The sequence below is a fragment of the Paenibacillus sp. JJ1722 genome (assembly GCF_048282685.1).
GTDB lineage: Bacteria > Bacillota > Bacilli > Paenibacillales > Paenibacillaceae > Paenibacillus > Paenibacillus polymyxa_B.
Genome location: NZ_CP182500.1, coordinates 1,849,950 through 1,867,508 on the forward strand (window position 1 = coordinate 1,849,950; position 17,559 = coordinate 1,867,508).

Here is a 17,559-nt window from a genome sequence, read left to right on the forward strand (position 1 = left end):
ATCACAGGTTTTAGAAAGTTACATAAAATCTGTGATACTTTTCTGCTTGTATATTGATAACTGTGTTGTAAGTAAAAAGATAATTTTATAAGGGGATGTGGCATGTATGGCTGAAAAATCTGATTTTGAAAAGGGATATCTAGAAGGCCAACTGGACTCAGCAGAGAGTGAGCTGTACATGCTTTGTAGAATAAAAGAACAATTGGGAAAAGAACTAAATGAAGACGATGCTATTATAGTGCGAATTAGAGAAACAGAAGACTTTTTACGAAAGAATGGTAGAGATGTTGATGCCTCAGATTATGATATTGTTTATGATGAGGACTAATATTAAATAGAGGTGTTAACGTGAAAAAGGTGCGTAAACTCCCTGGTCGTTGGAGCACAAAAGGCAGAGAGGATTTAGGGATAACTTTTACATGTCCTAACTGCTCCAACCATAATCCTCAGCCCGTATTAAATACAGAAAGAAAACCATACTGTTCTAGTTGTTTAATAAAATTCGGCAAGGTTTTTATTATGAAAAAGCGCAAAATGTATTCATATAATCAACGAAGACCAAGAAGATAAAATACACTTTTGCTGAAATTCGCTTCCCTTTAAAATGAATAAGCAAGGAGAAGACACTGTTATGAATGCAGGATGGGCAGCTCTTATAGGTGGTTTGGTAGCTTCACTAGTAAGCCTTTTAAACAATTGGTTTCAAACACGCAGAGAACGAGAAAAAGATAACAGACTGAGGAATTGGAATCTTGAAGACAAGGAAATGAGCAGAAAATATGAAGAATTTAAAGTGTTAAATCAAGTGCTTGAAGCTGATGGTCAGGAGAGGATGATTTCATACGAATATGATTCTGAATCTAGTAAAACATTTGCGAAATTTAATCTAATAAAGTATAGAGAAAGCATTAGACATATATTATTTAATAATCTAGACCTCTTGCCACCAAAAGTAAGAGACAAAACACGAAAATTAGATATAACAATATTTGATAATACTGATAAGGTTAGATACGAGTGGAACAACGAGATGTCTAATTTATATACTGATCTTATAAAAGAAATTTTGAAAATTTATAAATAATAAAATTAATCTTCTATATACACCCGATAGTATAAAACATTATTGGAGGAAACTTGCTTGTTAAAAAAAATAATATTTACTTGCCTAAGTGTTTTGATTGTAGGTTTATTGGGCTACCAGTCTTATGTTAACTACCAGCAGGATAAAGCACTGAAGGGGCTATCAGAAGAATTTGAAAGCTTAAAGACAGACACTGAAGATTTAGATATGAGGTTGAGTGATCTAGAATCTCATATTAGAGACATGGATACAAATGTAGATGATCTAGATAGTCGTGTCCGAAATCTTGAATTGTGGAGATAGATATAGAAAGTAAAACGAATTTTTTAAGGGAAGTGATATTTTTCTTGAAGAGTAATGTTTTTGAAGGGATTGTAGATGTGTTTTTAGTTAATGGAGAACCCGCATACGCAGACGTTGATAATCGAGAGCAAGGTTGCTCTTTGAATGAGTATCTGCTCTTAGTTTTAGCAGGTAAAAGAGTGCGAATCACAGTTGAAAGATTGGAAGACTGAATGAAATGTGAGTTTTAAATAGAAAGGAGGACTACGATGTTTGAGGGATATCGGACTTGTGAATTTATGGAGGCATTACAGAGATGGGATTCGCTCGACAAGAAGGCTAAATGCGTCTATCGAGAAAAAGTCTATAGTTATGACATTATTACGACATGGGGGGAGCATTTTCAACCATTGAATGGTGCGTTGATTTTAGAAGGACAATGGTACACTGAAGTCTAAGTAAAATATGACTTTTACAAGAGAGGATGAGTGCAATAAGTGATCTATATTACAGGAGACATTCATGGAACAATAAGTGTAAATAAGCGTCTTAATACTAGAAATTTCCCACAGCAAAAAGAAATGACTAAGAAAGACTATGTTATTATTGTTGGAGACTTTGGATTACTGGAATGGCGATAAAGAGGATCAGTATTGGCTGAAGTGGTTAGACAAGACGAAACCATTTACAACACTCTTTATTGATGGCAATCATGAGAACTTTGATTTGCTTGAGGAGTATCCAGTGAGCCAATGGAATGGTGGGAAAGTACATAAGATTAACGACAGCGTAATTCATTTGATGCGAGGACAAGTGTTCGATATTGAAGGTAATAAGTTCTTTACATTTGGTGGAGCTGCTTCACATGACAAAGAGTATCGCAAGGAAGGCAAGTCATGGTGGAGTCGTGAAATGCCATCTCAAGAGGAATATGAAGAAGGATCAAAGAATTTAAAAAAGCATGATTGGAAAGTTGACTACATACTGACTCACACGTGTTCAACTACAGCATTAGAGTATATAACGCAGCGTTGTGGCATTCACATGGATTTGGATGAAATGCATCCCTATTTTTATAATATAGAGAAAAAAGTAGATTATAAACAATGGTATTTTGGGCATTTTCACCATGATTTTGAGCTACCCAAGGATCAGAGGTTGTTGTATACGGATATAGTAGAAATTACGTTATGAAACTGATTTATATATATGTTCGTTTGTATAATAAATTGCATATTAGAGAGGAGGGTGATTTATGAATCGGAAATTCTTTTTCATGGCTTTGGTAAGAGGTATTTTCGGGTATTTTCCTTGTGGATTGGGAGTTGCAATAATAGCGATGGCTTTTAGCATAAATAGTCTAAGAAGTTTTTTTATTGGAGGTACATCCTTTCTTATCGGGGCATTGGTGCTTTATTTCACAAGACGCTATGAATCATCAGATTGGTTACTATAGATAAATCAAACATTTTACGTGAGAAAGGATTAAGAAATGAACTACATAATTTTTGATTTAGAAGCTACTTGCTGGGAGAATGATCGATCAAAGCAGAATGAAATTATCGAAATTGGAGCTGTGAAGGTAAACGACAAGCTTGATATTGTGGGTGAATTCCAAACTTTTATCAAACCTAGAATGAACCCACAATTATCTGACTTCTGTAAGAATCTAACTTCAATTTCACAGAAAGATATTGATACGGCAACATATTTTCCAACAGCTATCTATAAGTTTCAAGAATGGATTGGTAAAGAACCCTATCATCTTTGTTCTTGGGGATTTTATGATAAGAGTCAACTGAAGAAGGATTGTGAGTTACATAAAATCAGAACCGAATGGATTAGAAATCATATAAGTATTAAACATCAGCATGGAAAACTGATTGGAAATGATCGTGGAGTTGGTATGGAGAGAGCGTTAAAGATGCTTAATTTGCCATTGGAGGGTACTCATCATAGAGGAATTGATGATGCAAAGAATATCTCAAGGATTTTTGTTAAGATATTTGACCAATTAAAGTTTGGATAAATCGTACATTTTACGGGAAGAGTGATATAAAAAATGCCTTGGATTCAGGTTCTTATATTTCTAGTTGCTCTATTCTTTCTACGTGGCACCATTAGATTGGGGAGAGAAACATTGTTTATAAAATTTGTTTTTGTTGTTCTACTGATAGTTGTATTTGCTTTGCCTTTTAATTTTATCTATAACGTGTCTCCTTGGAAAGAAGGTCCAGTGTTGGCATGGATATGTTCTTTGTTTTATCTAGTATTGATTGTTTACCTTGCAAACATTAAACCAAAAGAAAAATAGAATCAAACTTAATCAAATCTTTTTTTACTATAATCATGGAGGCATATAATGGCTAAATGGATAGTTCGTATAGGTTTATTTTCATCAATATATCTTGCTGTTTTCAAGTATGATGATTGGGGATGGGGAGCAATACTGTCTTCAATTGGTCTATTTGCTATAGCATCTTTTACATCGTTTCTGCTGTCAGGCGGTAAAAAATCTTGAATCGAAAGAGACAATGGCAACAATAGCAGATATTGATCGGAATTTGAAAATTGGTGAGAAATTCTCTTGGTCAACAGAGTTATAACAAAATACCTCGACGACGCGAGTAGGCAAATTATTTACTTATTCTTATCAAAAGAAAGTGAGCTATCGATTGCTTAGTGATATTATATTCTGTTAAGTATTTGCTTGGAGTAAAAGAGGCTGTTGATAGATATATAACTAAAAGCTACTTAAAAATGAATAAAAGTTTACTTTCTTAAAGAAATGAGAGATAAGATGAGCATAAATCAATGGACAACAGAAAACTTAAATTTAGTAAGTCTAGTCAATATCATACTAACCATTCTTTTGACCGCCCTAAACGTATGGTTTGCAAGAAACTCACAAAAGTATAGTGCTGATGCTTTAAGACAAAATGAAAAAATCCGACAAGAGAACAACACGCCAAACATTGTTGCTTACCTTGAGTCTGAAGATCTTCGTGATGTATCTTTTAAACTGTCCAACATTGGAATAAATGCTGCGAAAAATATACAAGTGATTCTTACACCTGTAAATCGAGAGGATTTACCTGCAAATTTAAAAAGGATATATATACTAAACAACATTGTAGCTTTTTTAGCTCCTAACCAAACTTTAAATGCCTTCATCGGAAGTTTTTTTGAGTTAATGGATACAGAAAAAACATTCCCAATTTTTAATATATGCATCCGATTTGAAGATTTAGAAAGCAACCTTTATGAAAGATCATACGTGGTTGATTTAAATATGTACGCAGGGTATGAAAATGAGATTTATCGGGATATTGGAGATATTCACTCAGAATTACAAAAAATAGAAAAACAAATTGCCAAGTTTGTTCAAATTTACGATAGGAAAGAAAGAAGAATAAGAAAGGAAAAAGAAGCAGAGAAATTAGAGGAGCAAGATTGAAAGTTTATAAGACTTATGAACAGTTTGGAGATGCGACATCGCAACTGCCATTAGGTAAAATATTCGAAATGCTATCCTTACCTGAATCAATTGACCGTCTAGAGTTTATTGATCAAGAATACACTATCCCTTCAACTGGTGAGACGAAAACCGTTGAAGAAATGACTGTGCGTGAACTACGTGAGGTAAAGTTGAGTTTCTTCTATTATATAGAAACAGCTTGATAGAGTGAAAAAACATGAAAATAACACTTCCACTCCGCTATTCGTGTTACGATTAACGATTCGTTTTTGCTGTCTTCAAAAATATAGATAAATAAAGGATATTTCGAAATTAGATTTTACGCAATTTTATTTATAAAAACTTAAATATCCCTTGATATATCAAGTTTTTTTGCACATTATTTCTCGATACCTACGATTGAAGTCACGATGCAAAGCAATTCTTCATAAATCCCTTTATTTATCTACATTTTAGCTATTTTTTCGATACGGTAACGATGTAAATATATTATGGTACAATTTTGAACCACAATGACTCAAAAAGCCATATGGAGTAAGTGCTTTATCATCATATTATCAATTTTGACGATTGAGCTTCGATAAGGGTGTCGATGCGGCTTATCCTTTATAGTACGCTCAGAGTTGAGCATGCCCTCAATGGTTAACACAGCATCAACCTAATACATCGACTTCGATATTTTCTAAGTTGCTCATTGGGTTGGACGTTGTGTCCAACTATCCATATCAGTGCTAACTAACTTGGTTAATACCGTCTTGAATTTCAAGATGGTTTTCTGCTGACCATTTTGTCCGGCAGAACAGAGCTAACTCTATAAATATCAATGATGATTGATTAGAGACATATGGAGCCTTCCAAAGAGAACATACTTATAGATAATCAATGTGTCGTAGAAGTTGACTTCCACGCAATAATTATATTATAATGTGTCGTAGAAGTAATAGATATGGAGGAGCTAAGTATGGAAAAATGTTGCGTAGAAGTACAGTCATTCCTAAAAGAACAAGAAGAGCTTGGTAAGAGTGAAAATACTGTCCGTACATATATGAGAATAATGAATACTTTTGTAAGCTGGATTGAACCCAATGGAGGAGAACTGAATGACTTAACGAGATATGATGTGCAAGCCTACATAAAATATTTAGAACAGAATGGAAAGAGCGCATCAACAGTAGATAAAGTGTTTGCTTGTTTGAGTGTGTATGCTCGTTTCATCTCTCGACCTGATATTGTTGATCGGATTAAGCGTACTCGACCTCAAAGACAAACACAAACAGCCCCCAAGTCACTAAGCGACTTAGAACGGAAACGTATACTTCGTCAAGTTGAAAAGGATGGGATTTTACGAGATATTGCTATCATGTATGTTTTGATGCAATGTGGTTTACGTGTATCTGAACTATGCTCACTCAATCGTAGTGATGTAGCTATGTCAGAACGTGGAGGGAAATTGATTGTACGCGAAAGTAAAGGTGGTGAGTCGCGTTTTTTACCACTAGCTGTTGATGTACGTTATCATATCAGTAAATACCTTGACTCAAGGACGGATGAAAACGAAGCCTTGTTTATCAGTAATGAACGTAAACGTATTTCAGTTCGAACAGTACAGCATATGCTAAGTAAGTATGGAACACATCCCCATGCACTCAGACATACCTTTGTGCGTACCCTTGTTAAATCAGGGAATGATATTGCAGTTGTGGCTGAAATGGCTGGGCATAAAGATGTAAATGTAACGCGCCGCTATTCTAAACCAGATGAACAAGAAATGATTACAGCAATTGAAAGAGCATTCTCATAATAATCATGTGTACACTACGTACACACTCACGGCTTAGATGATTTATATCTAGGCTTTTTTTGTTGTTTAATAACCATATATTGGTGAGTGATTTGAATAAGGGGGGATAGTTTACACCCAAATAACAACTATAATTTACAAATATTGAAGTAACACATCTAGCCCCACACTGAAGCTATTTGGCTTATGGTGATTAAGCTTATGAACAATTTTCTCCGATGCCGGGGAATTTAAGTAGCGAATTATAATATATTCAAAATTTATCCAATGTTATAGATACCGGGGGTATTTTAAATCAAATTACCATTCAATTTCCATAAATATGGGCATAGCACTTCCACTCCGCGAGTCAGTTTATTTTTTGACTCAATACCATACGCAAATTGTGGACGTTGTTGGTCTGCTTCACATATCAATTCTAAACCGAATATACCGATAAATTACAAGGGTTATACGAATGTAACTATTAATCTGGTAACTTTGTATTGGATGAGTTGTATTATGATTTTCTAAATAAATTATACATATGCATAAAGACGATACCCTTAATCATAAAATCATCGTAAACTATCCTAAAAGGTATCTTAACTACATATATGAAAAGTATATGATTTTGTACCAAAAGATGGTACAATCAAAATCGTTAGGGTATTTTACTACTTGTTTCACAACTACATAATAATTTTAACTATGCATCGTATTGTTAGTCTACGTTGAAAGGGTGGTTTATAGATGAAAATTACACCCACGATTAGAGCAGAATTGGAACAATTTCTACAACAAGAAGGCTTAACATTATCGCAATTTGGACAAATCGCAGGGATGAATAGGGGAATAATAAGTAGCATTGTAACAGGTAATAAATCTATGTCTATTAATCAGCTTGATCGAATTACTGAAGCTATGGGCTTACCAGAAGGTCACTTTTATGATCTATTTATAGAAAACTACATCATTGACCATCCTCCTAATATGAGGCGAATTGAACCGTTTTTATATCGCTGTGCGGAGTTGGAAAAGTTGGATGCGATCCGTCGAGTGGTGGGAGCCATCATGGACAATCTACTCTATTCGCCCAAACTATTTGAAATTGCAGAAGGATTGTTGGCGCAGGGACGACTAGAAGCGGCATTGATACTCTATGAGGGGGTAGCTGAAGCTGAGAAGTACCAACACTCTGAACGCCTAGCCATCTGTCAATATCGCATATTCAAAATTCGGATTAGTGACGATCAAAGCCAAAATGTCGGGGTGGCAGCCGTATTTGAAGCTTTTGTCGAACGCCTAGATGAAATAGACCAACTTGATGCATTAAAGGATTTGGCAAACGTCTACAGGTCTTTGCGTAAATGGGATAAGGTTGACGAGATAGCGAGGAAAATGAGAGCTAAAGCCGAGATCCAATATACAATAAAACATCAACAGAACAGCCGAGAACAGACCGAATCTAGCGACAAGCTAAGTCGTCCCTTGTTTGTGTACATCGCTTATGCAGACTTGCTCTGTGCTAATGCATGTGAAGAGCAGGGTAATTATGAGCAGGCATTACACTATACATATGCCTACTCCAATTTAGATTGGGTTAGAGAGACCGATGAGGATACCCAGCACTGGATTGGTTTGTTTAAACATTGGTCACAAGCTAATATACTTGCTTATAGGCTTTTATCTGGTGATGTGAGTGTGCTTCATGAATATCTAAACTATATTGATGAATCATCAGATACGATTCAAGAAGATAGGGTTACTCAACTACTTAACATAATGATGGCAGCTAACCGTTATGAGCTTGATTTAAACGATATACTTAAACGATTCGAAACAGAGATTGGGTCTTTATCTCAGCGACCATTATCAGATGATATGTATACCCAGCAAGTAATACCGGAATACTCGGCACTGTGCGGATATGAATTGGCTTATTACTATTTAAATCATGGGATGCATTATGATGGCTTTAATCATTTGTTTTGTTCAATGGTAAAAGCGCATATACTAAATAATGAGACATATTTTATAAATTGTATGGGGTTGTTTGTGCGTTTCAAAGCCCATGCGGTTCCTGAAACTAAAACAGAGTTTTACAATCTCATTGAAAAGGTGTGGTTAAACAATGTTGAAAAAAACGGTAATGTTGATCATTGCGAGTAGTTTTTTGTTTACCTTAGCTATCCCTATTTATGTGGATAGTCATATTGGAGGATTTCAAGTCTTTGCAACACATGGAGGAGCTTAAATGCTAATTGATTTGAAGAATTCTTTAAAACTGTATTCCTTAAATAGTTCTAATTACGAACCCAACAGGTCACCGTGAGGAACTCTTAAAAATCTATTAATAAATAATGTTCTATTCCAAGGCCTACAACTAAAGTAGGTCTTTTTTATGATTCATAAGGCAATTACTTCAAACTAACTAAAATGAGGATTTGAATAAGGAGGAAATTACGATAAGGGACAACGGTTTACGTCAAAGGATGGTAATACCTTTAACGTTGTATGTTATTAAGGAAGCAGAAGGATGCTGTTTTATTAAAACTGTTCATATTTTAACATACAAAAAAATAGTTCATATAGTGCTAAATGACTGTTTTTGCAATAATATTGAATAAAATGTTATTTTATTATATTTTCTGTGATATTATTGGGTTGTATTCCAAATAAGAAGAAAGGAAGTGTCATTACATGAAAAAAATCAAAATGACATCATTTGTGCTTATGGGGGTATTAGCACTTAGTGCTATCGCTCCATTAACATCAGCCCAAGAGATCAATTCAGACAAAATCACGCCTAGTTACATAGATTACAAATCTCTTCCTGTGCCTTCGCATAAACAAGAGAAATCTAATTGGTGCTGGGCTGCTACTTCACAGATGGCTATAGAACATTTAGGTGGAAATAAAACTCAATCTCAAATCGTAAAATATATTAAAGGTAGCCTCGTAAATAAGGGAGGCACGGATAAGGAAGTAAAAAGCGCGTTAGAATATGGGGGGTTGCACTCTACAATTGATAAAGAGCCGATACCCTTTGGAACTATTATCTCTCAAATAAAAAGAAATCAACCGCAATTAGCACATATCGTGTGGAAGGACGATTCTGATCTTGGACATATGTATCTAATAAATGGATATTCGGATAATACAAATTTAGGATTTCAAAAAGTATATTACAAAGACCCTGCCGTTGGTGAAAAGATGGATAAAATAGATTACTATGATGGATTTGTTAATAATAGAGATTTTAGTTGGTATAGCACTATAAACGAAATTTATGTTAATTAAAATGAGACTAAGGAGGACTGATAAAATGTATAAAAAAATAATTGGTATTGCGTTTTCTTGTATCTTATTGTTTCCTATAACGGTCTTAGCGGCAAATGAGGTTCCGCAAGAAGTTAAGCAATCTATTGAAAAGGATTTGGGGAATTTCAAAGATGATATTAGAAAGAATACAGGATTTAAAATAACAACTACTAAAGAAGCGGAAAATTTAACTCTTGATGAAGGTTTTAAGGTTTACACTGTTAATTCTAAAGCTGTTAGATCAGGGAATACAGATAGAGCTAATGACATTTTAAAATCTAAAGGGTACTTATTTTCCATAAAAAGTGGACAACAAAATAACGGTATTGTTTTTTCAGAAGATGGGAAAAGAATACGATCAGCTTATAGTGATCTTGAGTTTCCGAGTCAATTCGAAGAAGCAAAAAAATTGATTGGCTACGATGAAAGCAGTAAACTGGTATATGATGATCGACTGGCTACGGTTGCTCTAATTTCTGATATAGATGGGAAGGAAGTTGTGGTTCCTCTTAGAGAGAGCGTATACATGGACTTTAAGCCATTGAAAGTATACAATCTACAGGAGTTTGTAGAGTTTCTATCTGCCAATGAGAAGGCTCGACAAGAAGCTTCAGAAAAAAATGATTCAGATGAACTGATCTCTGGAGGTAGTCCATCTAATCTAAACTCGACTACTTCGCAGACCATTACAAGCAAAATCAGCACAGAAAAAGTGTCATTATTTTCTATTGCTGGGTTGGCAATTATTGGTGGCATTATTTTCGTAATTAAAAGAAGAAAAAAGGTATAGATTAATCTTGTATACAATAAACCGTGTAATAGTTTTGATATAATTAGACGGGATTGGTGTGTTGTATGAATATAGGTGAAATAGTGCAGTATTTAAATCGGATGAGTTCTAGCATAAGTGAAATAGGAGATAAAACTAGCTCAGGTTTACAAGACATTGAAATTAGATTGAGCAACATAGATAGCACTCTTACTATAACTAATGTTTTGCTTATCTTTCTAATTATTGTTATTGCCATAAATACATTTCTTAAATGGAAAAATTCAAATAATTAGTTATCAGCTCATTAAATATGTTCATACATGAATGCCCCTATACATGCCAGAAAGTTGCGGCGAACTGGTTAGGGGCATATTCTTATGGATTGAGTATAGAAGCTACTAGTACATGAAAAAGAATACGAGCCTAAAACACAATTAAGTATTGCTCAAGAAATTAGCACAACCAAGCAACAACTACATAATTATAAAAACTTCTAACACTCATTTCTGAGTTTTAGGATATGGTTTTCGTTACAACTATAAGGCCTTTAGACGTAGGTAGAAAGGTTAATCCTTCACATAACAATTAGGAATTAAGATGGTTTTCCATAAATTTGAATAGTGTTATTATGTCATAACGAACTCAAACTAGAGGTATATTATGACAACCATTAAAGTGACACCAGAACAGCTTATGTCTGTCTCGAAGCAGTTTGAGTTAGAACAGCAAACGGCAACTCAAATGAATAGTAACTTAGTACAACAAATTTCATCTATGGGGCAATTGTGGGAAGGACTGACTAAAGAGCACTTTTACTATTCCTTCCAAACCTCTCAGAAGAATATGAATGACTTTGTTACCTTGACGGATTCTATTGCTAGGGAATTACGTCACCATGCAGATAAATTCAGATTAGCAGATTTGATGGAAGCAGGTAACATTGACGCAAGTTGTTTACCACCTCCACCTAATTCATGTGCTGTTCCTGCTCCAGATACACGAAATGCATTCCAGAAATCAGTAGATAGCTTAACTGAACTAGGTCAGGATTTTGTAGATGCTAATTCAGTACGCTATGAGAAAAAGTTTGATTCAGTTTGGAGCTTCTTAGATTATATGTCGTATGGTATTCCAAAAGGAATGTATCAAGGATACATGGAACGGGCAGCTAAACAAAACGATTCATGGAATGACATGCTCAATTTCGGTACATTTGGAGTAACGGGTATGATTCAGGGAGCATTTAATCCAAACAATGCCTGGTCAAAGGAACACTGGGCTAATATGATCGGTACAGCAGGATTGTTTGGAGGAGTTAGTTTGGTAATCAAGCCTAAAATTGGGATTGGTAGTACAATAAAGTTAAACGGTGAAGTTAGACCATTTCCCAAAGGCTATGATCTAGATTTGAAATCGTGGGAAGAGATGCCTGTAAGCGGTCAGAGGAAGGGAACGCCAACTGGACACAGAATTATGAATGTTAGTGAAATGAAGTCATTTAAAAAAGAAATGGATGCACTAGATATAAAGGTTTTGATTGATAAAAAAGATAAAATTTTGCCTGAAAGTGCTGCGGCTGGTTTTAATCCAGCTACAGGAGAAATAGTTTTGAGAAAAGAACCGACAAATTTGAGTGCAATTCATGAGTCTTATCATGCCAAGCAGTGGAAGGAACTAGGGAAGGATAACTATTTACAACAAAGCACTCTTGAGAGAGAAGAATTCGTTTATAATGAAATCATGAAAAGCAAAGAGCTATTTAATGATGGTGAAATTCTCTTTTCACAAAAATATATCTATAAATTAAGAAACGGGGATTGGCCTCCACCGGGCTGGAAAGGTTTTGAAAATAATGAGTGAAAAGATAAGTAAACATCTAACAGCAGAACGAGCTATGCAAATAGCTGAGAACTACAAGGAGAAGTATAAACTTTCTGGAACAATAGACGGTACAAAGGAACGTACTGTAAAATTTTATACTCAGTTTGACGATTCCAATCTCCCAGTTTGGCTTGTAATGGTAAGTATAATTCCAACTGTATTCCAAGCAGATGATGAGTATACAATTGTGATCTCAGATGCAGAGGAACAGGTCAAATATCTAATTGATCCTAATGGACATTATTATGCTCCTCATACAAAAGAGGATGGATTAACGGACGAAGAATTTGATAGATTATGGAATGAAGATTCAGAAGACAATTAATCCACGAAGCTTGCTCCTTAAACATAGGGAGTAAGCTTTTTTTGTAGTTAGCCTATCTGAATAAAGGATATACAGCTTCATTTTAATATGATATACCGAATCATCGCTATTAAAGTTTTAAATAATCTCAGTTTTAATTAAATCCAACTATATATTTAGAATGCAAAAAAACATTGACTAATCGATTAGCCATCTGTTATATTGTATTTAAAGGAAATGCCTAATCGATTAGTCAAAGGAGGGGTTAAATTAAATTGATTGGACTTGAACACATAGTCAAAGTTTACAATGGTACATATAAAAAGCTAGCTGAGAAGCTAGGGATATCTTCTCCAACAATTATGGGATGGTTGAGCAAAAAAAGGCCAATTCCTAAGCCGAAATTGGAGGCACTTTCGAAAATATTTGGAATTGATGAGGAGTATTTCCAAAAAGAATTAAATGAAGTGGAGAAAGTCCAGATTGAATTAGAATATTTAAATCGACTCTCTAAAAAAAACTCAATGCTTATTCCAGATGTTGTTCAAGATGATGAAGGCATTCAACATGAAATAATGGTGATGTTCGATCCACATGAACATGAAATCAGAGCAAAGTATGAAGAACTAGCACTACAGAAACTGCTTTTGAGACTTAAAGGTGTTCTTTATAATGAGTCGTTTTTAAGTGATTTTTCTCTGGATCATCATTTTAATTTACTGAAAGAAGTATGCAACTTTCTTGAGGAAGATAACTATTTTCAAGTTACAAACAGAGGTATAGAAATTGAGGGCAATTCAAGCCAAGTTACTGCTATTCAATCACTGATATACATTCTGAATAAAGAGAATAAACTGGCATTTGGGCATAGAGAAGAGAACGCTTTTATTCTAGAATTAGAGGCATTACTCCATAAATATAAGTTACTTTCTCCAAATCATGTCTTAGGAATTAAGGAAGATCCATTCTTTAAAGATGTGGATCGTTAGTGAGGAAATAAGACTTTATGCGATTGTTCTTTGAAAATCAAACACATTTTTTAAGTTTACAAATTAACGAAGGGAGTAGTATGTACTTTTGAAAGATAAATTTAAAATAATGCTAGATGAGCAGACGTACACATCTAAACCAACGGATGCTGGTGGAATTGTTAATCGTATAGTGAAGAATCCAACAGATCTTACTATCGAGGAGCTAATCCTAGCAATAAAACAAGGTAGGACGGTATTACCAGCTTTTTTGGGACATGCATATAACGGAAAGATTAGAAAGTCTAAAGAATGTTGGAGTAGCCAACAACTGGTTTTCTTGGATTTTGATAACGAAAGCGAAGTATTTGATCCTTTACCAGGAAAACCGAAGAATAAAAAGAAGATAAAAGATATTCGTATGACGTATGATGAAGCGATTGATCATTTTAAAGATTTTGCTTTATTCTTGTACAAGTCCTTTAGCTATACAGATGATCATCCTAAATTCAGAGTTGTTATTGCGTTGGACAGGGTAGTCTACAACAGAGATATGATTAGGGATATATTCACGAGTTTTAAACATTTGTATCCATACATAGATAGCAAATGTTTAGAAGAAAGTCGGTTGTTTTACGGTGGGACGGACATACGTAGGTTTGACTTCAGTAATAGGTTAAATGTGGATGAATTTCTTCAACAAGATGAGGGTAAGAAGGGGTTACATTATATCTTATCTAGTGGTAATAATATTCCCCCCTTTTGCCTACCAAGTATCCAAGGTAAATCAATAACACAGACTACAACTAATAATATAGAATACATAATCAATCGTGACATTAGCTACTTACAATCAGTCATTAAACCTATTGCAATTTCATTATCACAGTATGATTTATATGGGTATCTCTATAAAATAGACTTTTCAACTTTACTAGGAGTCAACCATAAACACTACTGTCTGTACCATGATGATGGTGATCCTTCAGCATATATTAATGTTAAAGAAGAAACTGGGGATTATATGTATCATTGTTTTGGATGTGGATTCTCAGGCAATATTATTACATGTATTGAAAAATTGTTTGAAGATAGGCAAATAGAGATCAGGCGTGGGCAGGTTGTAGAACTACTTAAAGAAATCTATATGATTGATGATCAGCTTTCTGTATGGGGAGAGCAGCAAAAACGAGAACTCGAATCCAATATTGCTTTGCTGTTAAGTCGAGAATTAGAGGAACTGGAACCAAATCTACATAAACTGATTGTGAGGAATGTCCCCAATCTGGTGGCACTACATAATGTAGCAATACAGAATATTACAAACGAAAACTATACAGATAATGAAGGAAACGTTCTTTTCTTTAAGGATTTAAAAAGTATCACGGCAGCTTTAGGTAAAAGTTCTGTTGATAAAGTGACTAAGGACATCAATTTTTATACATATCTAGGAATGATTAATAAGATTAACCCAAAAGAACTACCTAAGAGTTTGAAGAAGAAAGCAGTTGAATTCCAGTTAAAGAATCATTATAAGTATCAGAAAAACTTTTATACATTCCCTTCTTATACTATCAGTGTGCGGAGATCTGCTGAGCAGAGAGCTATGGAATGGAAAGAGAAGGGATACACTAAAAAAGAATTAACGCGAGAGATGATTTACAGAGGCCATGGAGAAGAAGTAGCAGATAAAGTTTATCCTCAGATGAAGGGTGAAAAATTTTCAGCTACTAATATTGCTATTGCAGATGAATTAGTTAAGATTGGATTATCGCTTATTGAACAAAAGGGCTGGACGACAGAAAAAGAAATCCAAGAGAGTTTACATTTACATTGGAGAGGACAGTCTATATACAAAGTTGGAATGATGAAAACCATTCGGGCTGAATTTTTGGATTCTTATGGGTTGGTCAAGAAAAAACTGAATAAAGAGTTATCCGAGAGACTAGGTATTGACGTTCCGATGAATAGTAAAGGGAATCCATGTTATCCTCAGATTATCTATAAAGCAGATTAGTTATGGGCTGAGAAGGTAAAATGAAAAAATCCTTCTCAGAGCCTTTCTTTAGTGCAGCCTTTTCTCTGAATAGTCTATTATGAAATTAAGATGTTTCTTCATAGACAAGGTATTTGTATAGGGAAGGATAACACCTGTTTATTCATAGATAAATATATAGGGTTATGAGCGTTAAAATTGATTTAGGGACTCACCTTTACGTTTTACATATAGCCGCATAGACTTACCATAGAGGCGGTTTATTGAAAGGGGTGATGTGGATTGAGCTAGTGTTGGATTGGCTTCACATGAAGTAAGCCAGAATTATATAAAATAATAACAATACATAAACAAGGAGAATTTTAAATGAATAAAGCTGTCACGCTGACACCAGAGGAATTTGTTTCGCTTAAAAAGGAAAATGAATCACTTGAAAAAGTAGTTGAGGGATACGAAGAATCATATGAAGTAGTTCTGGATTTCATTCATGAACATGGGCTATTCAAAGATTTTAAAGAGTATCTACAGGATCGAATGCATGCAAGCTCTGAGAGATTGATTAGCTTTGATACATATATGGGATTTGTCGAAGGCGTAGAAGCAAAAATGCAGTAAAACAAGCATTTTAAAAATTAATAGGGGAGATAGAAAATGCCACATACTGAAGGAACAAATGAATTTATTAAAAGCGTATTGGGATACGAGGAGCATGATGGACACTTGAAAGCAGAATATGATTTGGAATGCCGTCATGATATGCTAATGGAGTTTGCCGTAAAAAACGCTGATTTATTCTTAGAATTCGCTAATGCGAGTACGGAATATACCAGTAGTAATTTTGTAAAACAGTTTAAACGTAGCTATACACAAAAATAATTATCATACATTAAAAGGAGGTGATGTGCTTGATTGGCTAGCATGTTTGGATACAACATTCTATAGTATCCTTTTACATATTCCTTTCTTGTGTAAAGTTGATTGGATTGTAGCTGACTTCTTTTACCCGTTTTATATTCTTTAATGAGGTGGTTATTATGGAAGGTAAAAAATTTGTTCTTATACTCTTACTTTTTTGCTTGTTCGGTATTATAGGACTAATCGCTTTAATGTATGGATTCCTCTGGTTAGTTTTCAACGGATAGTTTATAAAATTGGCATTTTACAATCAGTTGTTGTATTAAGAAGTGAGCATATACATAGAAGTTGCTTCACACAGATGAAAACGTTGGTTTAAGGGCAATATGATTTAGATTAGTCCGAAGGGAAGGGCAATAAATTTAGAAGCTAAGAAGACAAGCTAGACTCTATACATAGGAAGTTGAGAAATAGCGCGGCAAGATTTATGAAGCAGTTAAACAAGGAATGGAATAGGACAAATTAAAACATACATAGGAGTATTTTGAGGTGAGCGTGATGGCTAAAACGATGGAAAGCGGAAGAGTTATGATTGGTGTGACAGATATTATGCGTAAGATGGGAATCGGACGAGATAAGGCATATGAGTTAATTAAATCCAAGCAGTTTTACACCATAAAATTAGGAACCAGATATCTGGTGCATGAAGATGTGTTTGAAGACTGGATGAAAGGTCGGTTATAGCTGATTACAAGTAGGTTATAGGGAGGCTTTCATGTGGTATGATTACTTTTAGTCACATGCTTGACCTCCTTTCTTATTGTCACAAGAAGGG

At 34.6% G+C, this 17,559-nt stretch carries 22 protein-coding genes; all 22 read left to right on the forward strand.

Annotated features, from left to right (window positions below; all coding sequences use genetic code 11):
- Window positions 1-106 precede the first annotated feature (106 nt).
- The 22 genes from ACM1ND_RS08280 (at window position 107) to ACM1ND_RS08385 (ending at window position 17,468) form a co-directional block, all read left to right on the forward strand.
- Window positions 107-328 carry a hypothetical protein gene (locus ACM1ND_RS08280; protein WP_418027546.1) on the forward strand — a complete coding sequence of 74 codons (222 nt, stop codon included), beginning with the start codon at window positions 107-109 and terminating at the stop codon, window positions 326-328.
- Between the two features lie 303 nt (window positions 329-631).
- Window positions 632-1,084, forward strand: a complete 453-nt coding sequence (locus tag ACM1ND_RS08285; protein ID WP_418027548.1) for a hypothetical protein — start codon at window positions 632-634, stop codon at window positions 1,082-1,084.
- Between the two features lie 57 nt (window positions 1,085-1,141).
- Complete coding sequence (locus tag ACM1ND_RS08290; protein WP_418027550.1) at window positions 1,142-1,387, forward strand: hypothetical protein; 246 nt, start codon at window positions 1,142-1,144, stop codon at window positions 1,385-1,387.
- A gap of 44 nt (window positions 1,388-1,431) precedes the next feature.
- Entirely contained in the window at window positions 1,432-1,599 is a 168-nt protein-coding gene (locus tag ACM1ND_RS08295) for a hypothetical protein (RefSeq protein ID WP_155613662.1), read from the forward strand.
- Between the two features lie 36 nt (window positions 1,600-1,635).
- Window positions 1,636-1,824, forward strand: coding sequence for a hypothetical protein (locus ACM1ND_RS08300; RefSeq protein WP_418027552.1), 189 nt, complete (start codon window positions 1,636-1,638; stop codon window positions 1,822-1,824).
- A gap of 148 nt (window positions 1,825-1,972) precedes the next feature.
- Complete coding sequence (locus ACM1ND_RS08305; RefSeq protein WP_418027554.1) at window positions 1,973-2,560, forward strand: metallophosphatase; 588 nt, start codon at window positions 1,973-1,975, stop codon at window positions 2,558-2,560.
- A gap of 61 nt (window positions 2,561-2,621) precedes the next feature.
- Window positions 2,622-2,822 (forward strand): hypothetical protein, encoded by a 201-nt coding sequence (locus tag ACM1ND_RS08310; protein ID WP_075154499.1) that lies wholly within the window; start codon window positions 2,622-2,624, stop codon window positions 2,820-2,822.
- Window positions 2,823-2,858: 36 nt separating this feature from the next.
- Window positions 2,859-3,395: a 3'-5' exonuclease gene (locus tag ACM1ND_RS08315; protein WP_322159164.1), complete on the forward strand. Its 537-nt coding sequence runs from the start codon at window positions 2,859-2,861 to the stop codon at window positions 3,393-3,395.
- Window positions 3,396-3,728: 333 nt separating this feature from the next.
- A complete protein-coding gene (locus ACM1ND_RS08320; protein WP_274484668.1) occupies window positions 3,729-3,887 on the forward strand; it encodes a hypothetical protein in 159 nt (52 codons plus the stop codon).
- Window positions 3,888-4,166: 279 nt separating this feature from the next.
- Window positions 4,167-4,823, forward strand: coding sequence for a hypothetical protein (locus ACM1ND_RS08325; RefSeq protein ID WP_418027556.1), 657 nt, complete (start codon window positions 4,167-4,169; stop codon window positions 4,821-4,823).
- On the forward strand, window positions 4,820-5,047 hold the full coding sequence (locus ACM1ND_RS08330; protein ID WP_322159166.1) for a hypothetical protein: 228 nt from the start codon (window positions 4,820-4,822) through the stop codon (window positions 5,045-5,047). The genes ACM1ND_RS08325 and ACM1ND_RS08330 overlap by 4 nt, the downstream gene beginning before the upstream one ends.
- A 743-nt stretch (window positions 5,048-5,790) precedes the next feature.
- Window positions 5,791-6,645 (forward strand): tyrosine-type recombinase/integrase, encoded by an 855-nt coding sequence (locus ACM1ND_RS08335; RefSeq protein ID WP_418027558.1) that lies wholly within the window; start codon window positions 5,791-5,793, stop codon window positions 6,643-6,645.
- Between the two features lie 732 nt (window positions 6,646-7,377).
- A complete protein-coding gene (locus ACM1ND_RS08340) occupies window positions 7,378-8,796 on the forward strand; it encodes a helix-turn-helix domain-containing protein (RefSeq protein WP_418027560.1) in 1,419 nt (472 codons plus the stop codon).
- A gap of 531 nt (window positions 8,797-9,327) precedes the next feature.
- Window positions 9,328-9,927, forward strand: a complete 600-nt coding sequence (locus tag ACM1ND_RS08345; RefSeq protein WP_418027562.1) for a C39 family peptidase — start codon at window positions 9,328-9,330, stop codon at window positions 9,925-9,927.
- A 25-nt stretch (window positions 9,928-9,952) separates the two neighbouring features.
- Window positions 9,953-10,738 (forward strand): LPXTG cell wall anchor domain-containing protein, encoded by a 786-nt coding sequence (locus tag ACM1ND_RS08350; protein ID WP_418027564.1) that lies wholly within the window; start codon window positions 9,953-9,955, stop codon window positions 10,736-10,738.
- A gap of 642 nt (window positions 10,739-11,380) precedes the next feature.
- Window positions 11,381-12,580, forward strand: a complete 1,200-nt coding sequence (locus ACM1ND_RS08355; protein ID WP_418027566.1) for a WXG100 family type VII secretion target — start codon at window positions 11,381-11,383, stop codon at window positions 12,578-12,580.
- Window positions 12,573-12,926: a hypothetical protein gene (locus ACM1ND_RS08360; RefSeq protein WP_418027568.1), complete on the forward strand. Its 354-nt coding sequence runs from the start codon at window positions 12,573-12,575 to the stop codon at window positions 12,924-12,926. Before ACM1ND_RS08355 ends, ACM1ND_RS08360 begins: the two co-directional genes overlap by 8 nt.
- 254 nt (window positions 12,927-13,180) lie before the next feature.
- Window positions 13,181-13,894 (forward strand): helix-turn-helix domain-containing protein, encoded by a 714-nt coding sequence (locus ACM1ND_RS08365; protein ID WP_418027570.1) that lies wholly within the window; start codon window positions 13,181-13,183, stop codon window positions 13,892-13,894.
- Between the two features lie 88 nt (window positions 13,895-13,982).
- Window positions 13,983-15,890, forward strand: coding sequence for a CHC2 zinc finger domain-containing protein (locus ACM1ND_RS08370; RefSeq protein WP_418027572.1), 1,908 nt, complete (start codon window positions 13,983-13,985; stop codon window positions 15,888-15,890).
- Window positions 15,891-16,235: 345 nt separating this feature from the next.
- Window positions 16,236-16,484 (forward strand): hypothetical protein, encoded by a 249-nt coding sequence (locus ACM1ND_RS08375; RefSeq protein ID WP_418027574.1) that lies wholly within the window; start codon window positions 16,236-16,238, stop codon window positions 16,482-16,484.
- A gap of 36 nt (window positions 16,485-16,520) precedes the next feature.
- On the forward strand, window positions 16,521-16,745 hold the full coding sequence (locus ACM1ND_RS08380) for a hypothetical protein (protein WP_044645149.1): 225 nt from the start codon (window positions 16,521-16,523) through the stop codon (window positions 16,743-16,745).
- Between the two features lie 537 nt (window positions 16,746-17,282).
- Complete coding sequence (locus ACM1ND_RS08385) at window positions 17,283-17,468, forward strand: helix-turn-helix domain-containing protein (RefSeq protein ID WP_263561034.1); 186 nt, start codon at window positions 17,283-17,285, stop codon at window positions 17,466-17,468.
- Window positions 17,469-17,559 lie beyond the last annotated feature (91 nt).

Bases quoted from the DNA above. Each gene is read 5' to 3' on its own strand.
- ACM1ND_RS08280 (WP_418027546.1), top strand. From the start codon at position 107: ATGGCTGAAAAATCTGATTTTGAAAAGGGATATCTAGAAGGCCAACTG.
- ACM1ND_RS08285 (WP_418027548.1), top strand. From the start codon at position 632: ATGAATGCAGGATGGGCAGCTCTTATAGGTGGTTTGGTAGCTTCACTA.
- ACM1ND_RS08300 (WP_418027552.1), top strand. From the start codon at position 1,636: ATGTTTGAGGGATATCGGACTTGTGAATTTATGGAGGCATTACAGAGA.
- ACM1ND_RS08310 (WP_075154499.1), top strand. From the start codon at position 2,622: ATGAATCGGAAATTCTTTTTCATGGCTTTGGTAAGAGGTATTTTCGGG.
- ACM1ND_RS08315 (WP_322159164.1), top strand. From the start codon at position 2,859: ATGAACTACATAATTTTTGATTTAGAAGCTACTTGCTGGGAGAATGAT.
- ACM1ND_RS08320 (WP_274484668.1), top strand. From the start codon at position 3,729: ATGGCTAAATGGATAGTTCGTATAGGTTTATTTTCATCAATATATCTT.
- ACM1ND_RS08325 (WP_418027556.1), top strand. From the start codon at position 4,167: ATGAGCATAAATCAATGGACAACAGAAAACTTAAATTTAGTAAGTCTA.
- ACM1ND_RS08335 (WP_418027558.1), top strand. From the start codon at position 5,791: ATGGAGGAGCTAAGTATGGAAAAATGTTGCGTAGAAGTACAGTCATTC.
- ACM1ND_RS08340 (WP_418027560.1), top strand. From the start codon at position 7,378: ATGAAAATTACACCCACGATTAGAGCAGAATTGGAACAATTTCTACAA.
- ACM1ND_RS08345 (WP_418027562.1), top strand. From the start codon at position 9,328: ATGAAAAAAATCAAAATGACATCATTTGTGCTTATGGGGGTATTAGCA.
- ACM1ND_RS08350 (WP_418027564.1), top strand. From the start codon at position 9,953: ATGTATAAAAAAATAATTGGTATTGCGTTTTCTTGTATCTTATTGTTT.
- ACM1ND_RS08355 (WP_418027566.1), top strand. From the start codon at position 11,381: ATGACAACCATTAAAGTGACACCAGAACAGCTTATGTCTGTCTCGAAG.
- ACM1ND_RS08360 (WP_418027568.1), top strand. From the start codon at position 12,573: ATGAGTGAAAAGATAAGTAAACATCTAACAGCAGAACGAGCTATGCAA.
- ACM1ND_RS08375 (WP_418027574.1), top strand. From the start codon at position 16,236: ATGAATAAAGCTGTCACGCTGACACCAGAGGAATTTGTTTCGCTTAAA.
- ACM1ND_RS08380 (WP_044645149.1), top strand. From the start codon at position 16,521: ATGCCACATACTGAAGGAACAAATGAATTTATTAAAAGCGTATTGGGA.
- ACM1ND_RS08385 (WP_263561034.1), top strand. From the start codon at position 17,283: ATGGCTAAAACGATGGAAAGCGGAAGAGTTATGATTGGTGTGACAGAT.